This window comes from Metabacillus bambusae (genome assembly GCF_017497975.1).
GTDB lineage: Bacteria > Bacillota > Bacilli > Bacillales > Bacillaceae > Metabacillus > Metabacillus bambusae.
Genome location: NZ_JAGDEL010000036.1, coordinates 40,256 through 46,796 on the forward strand (window position 1 = coordinate 40,256; position 6,541 = coordinate 46,796).

General features: G+C 36.7%; 5 protein-coding genes and 1 rRNA gene. All 6 read right to left on the reverse strand.

The genetic code is table 11. From position 1 onward, the window contains the following. Window positions 1–134: 134 nt before the first annotated feature. The 6 genes from clpC to rrf all read right to left on the reverse strand — a co-directional run bounded on the left by clpC (window position 135) and on the right by rrf (window position 6,393). Window positions 135–2,582: an ATP-dependent protease ATP-binding subunit ClpC gene (gene clpC / locus I7822_RS27645; protein ID WP_207982251.1), complete on the reverse strand. Its 2,448-nt coding sequence runs from the start codon at window positions 2,580–2,582 to the stop codon at window positions 135–137. Continuing rightward, window positions 2,579–3,676, reverse strand: a complete 1,098-nt coding sequence (gene mcsB, locus I7822_RS27650) for a protein-arginine kinase McsB (RefSeq protein WP_207982252.1) — start codon at window positions 3,674–3,676, stop codon at window positions 2,579–2,581. Before mcsB ends, clpC begins: the two co-directional genes overlap by 4 nt. Before the next feature lie 2 nt (window positions 3,677–3,678). After that, entirely contained in the window at window positions 3,679–4,230 is a 552-nt protein-coding gene (mcsA, locus tag I7822_RS27655; RefSeq protein WP_207982253.1) for a protein-arginine kinase activator protein McsA, read from the reverse strand. Window positions 4,231–4,245: 15 nt separating this feature from the next. Next, entirely contained in the window at window positions 4,246–4,707 is a 462-nt protein-coding gene (locus I7822_RS27660; protein ID WP_207982254.1) for a CtsR family transcriptional regulator, read from the reverse strand. 125 nt (window positions 4,708–4,832) lie between these two features. Next, window positions 4,833–5,525, reverse strand: coding sequence for an MgtC/SapB family protein (locus tag I7822_RS27665; protein WP_207982257.1), 693 nt, complete (start codon window positions 5,523–5,525; stop codon window positions 4,833–4,835). Between the two features lie 752 nt (window positions 5,526–6,277). Continuing rightward, window positions 6,278–6,393, reverse strand: a 5S ribosomal RNA gene (gene rrf / locus I7822_RS27670). Between the last annotated feature and the right edge of the window lie 148 nt (window positions 6,394–6,541).

The window sequence follows — 6,541 nt, forward strand, 5'->3', positions numbered from 1 at the left end:
TCCATAGGAGTGCAATCCCCGAGGGACTCGGCACTGAAGCTATAAATGATAACTATGTATAAAAATTTCAATTTTTTATTTATATAAAGAAAGTGAGGCACACGTTACGCAGTATGCCTCAACTTACAGTCTTATTATTTAGTTTTAACTTCTTCTTTTTCGGTCGTTCTGACTACAAATTCACCATTATCTACATCTAAAATAATCTTATGACCTTTATTAATCGTACCTCTTAATAATTCTTCAGAAAGTCGATCTTCAACATTTTTCTGAATAGAACGACGAAGAGGTCTAGCACCATATTCAAGATCAATTCCTTCATCAGCAATTTTTTCTTTAGCAGAGTCTGTTAACTCTAATGATAGGTCCTGTTCTTTTAATCGTTTTGTTAATTGGTCAGACATTAGCGACACGATTTCTTTTAAATGTTTCTTTTCTAATGAGTGGAATACAATAATCTCATCAATACGGTTAATGAATTCTGGTCGGAATGCGCGTTTTAACTCATTCATTACTTTGCCTTTCATATCCTTGTAATTTTGAGTTTCATCTTGAATGTTAAATCCAACATATTTATTGCGCTTCAACTCACTTGCTCCAACATTAGACGTCATAATTAAAATCGTATTTCTAAAGTCTACTGTACGCCCCTTAGAGTCTGTAAGTCTTCCATCCTCTAATACCTGCAGAAGGATATTAAAAACATCTGGGTGAGCTTTTTCAATTTCATCTAAAAGAACGACAGAGTATGGCTTTCTTCTAACCTTTTCAGTTAGTTGACCACCTTCTTCATAACCTACATAACCAGGTGGTGAACCAACTAAACGAGAAGTTGAGTGCTTCTCCATATACTCTGACATATCAATGCGAATCATTGAATCCTCATCACCAAAAATTGATTCTGCCAATGCTCTAGCAAGCTCAGTTTTACCTACACCTGTTGGCCCTAAGAAAATAAATGATCCAATTGGACGTTTCGGATCCTTTAACCCAGCTCGTGCACGACGAACTGCTTTTGCTACAGCAACTACTGCTTCTTCTTGACCAATAACTCTTGAATGTAAAAGACTTTCCATATTTAACAGCTTATCTGTTTCTGTTTGTGCTAATCTTGAAACTGGAACACCGGTCCAACTGGAGACTACCATCGCAATGTCTTCGACTGTTACTTCAGTATTCTCTTGACCTTGTTTTTCTTTCCATGTTTTCTTCGTTTCTTCAAGCTGTTCACGTAATCTTTGCTCTGTATCACGTAGTGATGCCGCTTTTTCGAACTCCTGACTTTGTACGGAAGCATCCTTTTCTTTGCGGATTTCATCTAGCTTATGCTCGAGCTCTTTTAAGTTTGGTGGTGTTGTGAAAGAGCGTAATCTTACTTTTGAGCCGGCTTCATCAATTAAATCAATCGCTTTATCTGGTAGGAATCGATCAGAAATATAACGATCAGATAATTTAACGGCAGCATCAATTGCTTCATCTGTAATAGAAACTCTATGATGTGCCTCATAACGGTCACGCAAGCCTTTTAAGATTTGAATGCTTTCTTCAGCTGTCGGCTCATCAACCTGAATTGGCTGGAATCTACGTTCTAATGCAGCATCTTTCTCAATGTATTTTCGGTACTCATCAAGAGTTGTTGCACCAATACACTGTAATTCACCCCTAGCTAATGAAGGTTTCAAAATGTTAGAAGCATCGATTGCTCCCTCTGCCCCACCAGCTCCGATCAATGTGTGTAATTCATCGATAAATAGAATAATATTACCAGCTTGGCGAATTTCATCCATTACTTTTTTAAGTCTATCTTCAAATTCACCACGGTATTTTGTACCAGCAACTACCGTACCCATATCAAGTGTCATTACGCGCTTATCACGTAAGATTTCCGGAACCTCATTTTGGACGATTTGTTGAGCTAGCCCCTCTGCTATTGCCGTTTTACCAACACCTGGCTCACCAATTAAGACTGGGTTATTTTTTGTACGTCGACTTAATACTTCAATAACACGTTGAATTTCTTTACTTCTCCCGATAACTGGATCTAAACTTCCTTCTCTCGCAATCGCAGTTAAGTCTCTTGCAAGACTATCAAGTGTAGGTGTATTGGCATTGGTCATACCACCACCTTGATGATTTGAAGATGTTTCATTACTGCCCAATAATTGAAGAACCTGTTGTCTTGCTTTATTCAAGCTTACACCTAGATTGTTAAGGACTCTTGCCGCGACACCCTCACCTTCACGAATAAGTCCTAACAAAATATGTTCTGTTCCTACATAAGAATGACCTAACTTTCTTGCTTCATCCATTGAAAGTTCGATTACTTTTTTAGCTCTTGGTGTGTAGTGGATCGTTTGAGAAGCATCTTGACCTCTGCCAATTAATCCTTCTACCTCTTTTTGAATCTTTTCTGGGCCTAGTCCTAATGCGAGTAAAGCCTTAGCTGCAATCCCTTCACCTTCACTAACTAGCCCTAGTAAAATATGTTCTGTACCTATATTGTTATGACCTAAACGAACTGCTTCCTCCTGTGCTAAAGCAAGTACCTTTTGTGCGCGTTCTGTAAATCTTCCAAACATCATGATTCATCATCCTCCATCCATTTATTACGTTCAATTTCTAAGTTAAGCCGCTCTCTTATTAATGCAGCTCGGCGAACATCTCTCTCATTTGGACGTAATGGTCCACCAAAATATTGTTGTAAAAATCCAGGTTGAGTTAAAATCATAAGTTCATTGAGAATATTACGAGATATGTCTTTAATAATTCCTAAATCAATTCCCAATCTAACATCAGACAAGCATTTTGCTGTCTCATTCGATTCAATTATTCGGCTATAAGTCAAAGTTCCAAATGATCTATACACTCTGTCTTCAAGCTGGTTTTGGGAGGAGTTGTAAAGAGCTTCACGAGTCGCTCTTTCTTGAGTAATTAATTGTTGAACCACACTAATAAGATCTTCAACAATGTCTTTCTCAGACTTACCTAATGTTATTTGATTTGAAATTTGAAAAATGTTTCCAATAGCCTCACTACCCTCACCATATATGCCTCTTACTACTAATCCAAGCTGATTAATTGCTGGGATAATTCTATTAACTTTTTGGGTAAGTACTAATGCAGGTAAATGCATCATGACCGATGCTCTTAATCCAGTCCCCACATTCGTAGGACAGCTGGTTAAGTATCCCCTTTTTTCATCAAAAGCGTAGTCTACCTCTTCTTCGATCCAATCATCTAACTTGTTGGCCATATCCAACGCTTCCTCAAGCTGAAATCCTGGGAATAAACATTGAATCCGAATATGGTCTTCTTCATTTAACATTATGCTAACTTCCTCATTTTCAGAAAGTAAACATCCACCATAAATAGAGTTATCAGCTAGATTAGGACTTATTAGATGCTTTTCTACTAAAACCCTTTTTTGAATGGGCTGCAAATCGTTCATCTTAAGCAGCTCTAGCTGACCAATTTTCTGGAATGTTTTATTTGCATATGTGGTTTCAAAAAAGTTAAGAACTTCTTGTGATTCTTCATTTGTAGAAACTGTAGGAAATTTAAACTGTTCCATATTACGTGCTAATCGAATCCGACTACTTAAGACAATATCTGAATCCGGTCCTTCTTGACTCATCCAAGCACTCATTGCCTTATTCATAAAATTTTGGAGTGACATGATTATGATCCCTCCTCGTGAAAGCTACTTATTTTTTTTTCAAGAGATCTTATTTGGTCCCTTACTTTAGCAGCTTGCTCAAACTCTTCCTGTACAATAAATTCATGAATTTTAGTTTTTAGCTCATCTATTTTCTTGCGGATATGAATATCTCCCCCAATGCGTTCAGGGATTTTTCCTGAGTGAACAGTGTTCCCACCATGAACTCGTTTAAGTATAGGGGTTATATAACTTTTAAAAGTAGGATAACAATTTGAACAGCCAAATCTTCCAACCTTTTTAAACTGATGTAATGTCAGTTTACATCGATCACATTGTGGAACATCACTAGCTTTAAAAACATTTTGTTCCTCTGTTTTAGCAATACCAGATTCCATGTTAAGCAATCCAGTTAGTAAATTATTTAAAGAAAATCCTGTGTTAACATTAAACATAAAGAGCTCACTATTTTCATGTGCGCAATGTTCACATATATGGACTTCCGTTTTTTCTCCATTAATCACTTTTGTAAAGTGAAACGTTGCCGGTCTTTCATTACACTCCTGGCAGATCATCCGTCTCCCCTACTTTCACTTATATTTCAATGAAGTTAACATGGCCTTAAACATCCTTGCCCTTAATTCGTCCCTATGAGGGAGCTCAATATAAAGGACTGAACGATCAATTACACTTAACATTAATTTAGCTTCGCGGGAAGAAATAACTTCCTCACTTACAAGCCGACCTATAATGTCCTCTGCAGCAGCCTGGGAAAGGCGGTGATGAATCAAGTGTAAGATTTGATCTAAGAGGTGTGCCTGATTATTTGCTCGAACCTTAATAATCCGAATATAGCCGCCTCCGCCACGCTTACTTTCAACAACATAGCCTCTTTCAATCGTAAATCTTGTATTAATAACGTAATTAATCTGTGAAGGCACACACTGAAATTTATCTGCAATTTCACTTCGTTTAATCTCAACTATTTCCTTGCCACTACCATCTAGTACCTTTTTCAAATACTGTTCTATAATGTCTGAAATATTTCTCACTCAACCTCCCCCTCACTGACTTTGACTATATTTGACTTTAATCTTACTATAAAACGAACAGAAAAATTTTTCAACTTTTCTGTTTCATTTTAAATATTGCCAAAATAAGAGGAAGTAAAACGTATTTAAAATATTTTTTCCACTTCATGATTCTCTACCAGTATCTTTTCTAAATCAGCATGTAAAACAGAAGATATATCAATATCTAATTGATAATGAAACACAACATTGCTGTCTTTATCTTTCCTACAAGATGTCATTACTATCTTATGGGTTGTAACATCATATGATGTTAATTTTTGAATCACTTTATCAATCGTAGTCTTGCGGGAATCTACGGATATTTTCATTTTCCGCCTTGCTCTTTTAACATTCATATAATTTTCAAGTCGATTTAAGAATATTAAACACATTAAAACGATTGCTGTAGTAAAAAATGCTACTACATACATTCCTGCACCAATAACTAAGCCTAAACCAGCCACGATCCATATTGACGCAGCTGTTGTTAGCCCTCTTACAGTTGCACCCTTTACTAGAATCGTACCACCACCTAAAAACCCTATACCACTAATAACATATGAAGGAATTCTAGCTGGGTCAAACCGTATATTAGGATCATTATCAATATAACTTTTGAAACCATATAGAGATAAAATCATCATTAAACAAGATCCTATTCCTACTAGTAAATGGGTTCGAAAACCTGCTGGATGATTTTTAAATTCACGTTCCAATCCAATTACTCCACATAAAAGGGTAGCTATAAATATACGAGCAAACATGGTGTATGTATCTTGATTTAATAATTCAAGCATATTCATTCATTTCGCCTCTTTAGATATAAATATGTGATCTAATATATATATACTCAAATGTCTGTCTTCAAAACACAATTATCGAAAAGTTTTCAATGAATATTTTAAATATATGACCGCTTGTTATTTTTCAGGAAATTAACTTATCTTTAAAAGATTATTAATCAAATACTATTGAGTTAAATAGAAAGTTATCAGTTTTAAATTGATTGAGTAAATTGGAAGCTAAAAGATGAATAATAATTTGCTATTCATTTTTTGTTGAGATTTTTTCAGAATTGAATTAAACTTCTTGAACAACTTAGGGTAATAAAATGTTCATAGGCAGAGGAAGTTATTTATATATACAAAAAAGACCAGTATCTCTACTGATCTTCTTCTCTCTTACCCGGCAACGTCCTACTCTCACAGGGGGAAACCCCCAACTACCATCGGCGCAGAGAGCTTAACTTCCATGTTCGGATATCGGCTTGCGATAAGCGGCGAATCTCTTCGTCAGCTTGTTCATTCAGATCCTCATGTGCCAAGAACGCACATTCCGGTCTTCACTCTCTGCGCTTCCTTACTTGCACAGGATGTGCTGACTTCTACGTTGCCACAGGACGTGGCGTTCTTAGTAGAAGTTCCTTTATATGCTTCTCCCAAGCCTCAGGCTAGTAGTTTAAATTTGTCTTCATATCTAGATTATTGAACCTTACGGTTTATAAAGAATATACAAAAAAGACCAGTATCTCTACTGATCTTTTTCGCTTACCCGGCAACGTCCTACTCTCACAGGGGGAAACCCCCAACTACCATCGGCGCTGAAGAGCTTAACTTCCGTGTTCGGCATGGGAACGGGTGTGGCCTCTTCGCCATCATTACCAGATAATTTATTAAGTTGAAGGGATATTCCTTCAAAACTAGATAACGATTCACAATTCAATTCACTTCATTTAACGCCTTTATTAGGTTAAGTCCTCGATCGATTAGTATCTGTCAGCTCCACACGTCACCGCGCTTCCACCTCAGACCTA

Bases quoted from the DNA above. Each gene is read 5' to 3' on its own strand.
- clpC (WP_207982251.1), bottom strand. From the start codon at position 2,582: ATGATGTTTGGAAGATTTACAGAACGCGCACAAAAGGTACTTGCTTTA.
- mcsB (WP_207982252.1), bottom strand. From the start codon at position 3,676: ATGTCACTCCAAAATTTTATGAATAAGGCAATGAGTGCTTGGATGAGT.
- mcsA (WP_207982253.1), bottom strand. From the start codon at position 4,230: ATGATCTGCCAGGAGTGTAATGAAAGACCGGCAACGTTTCACTTTACA.
- I7822_RS27665 (WP_207982257.1), bottom strand. From the start codon at position 5,525: ATGCTTGAATTATTAAATCAAGATACATACACCATGTTTGCTCGTATA.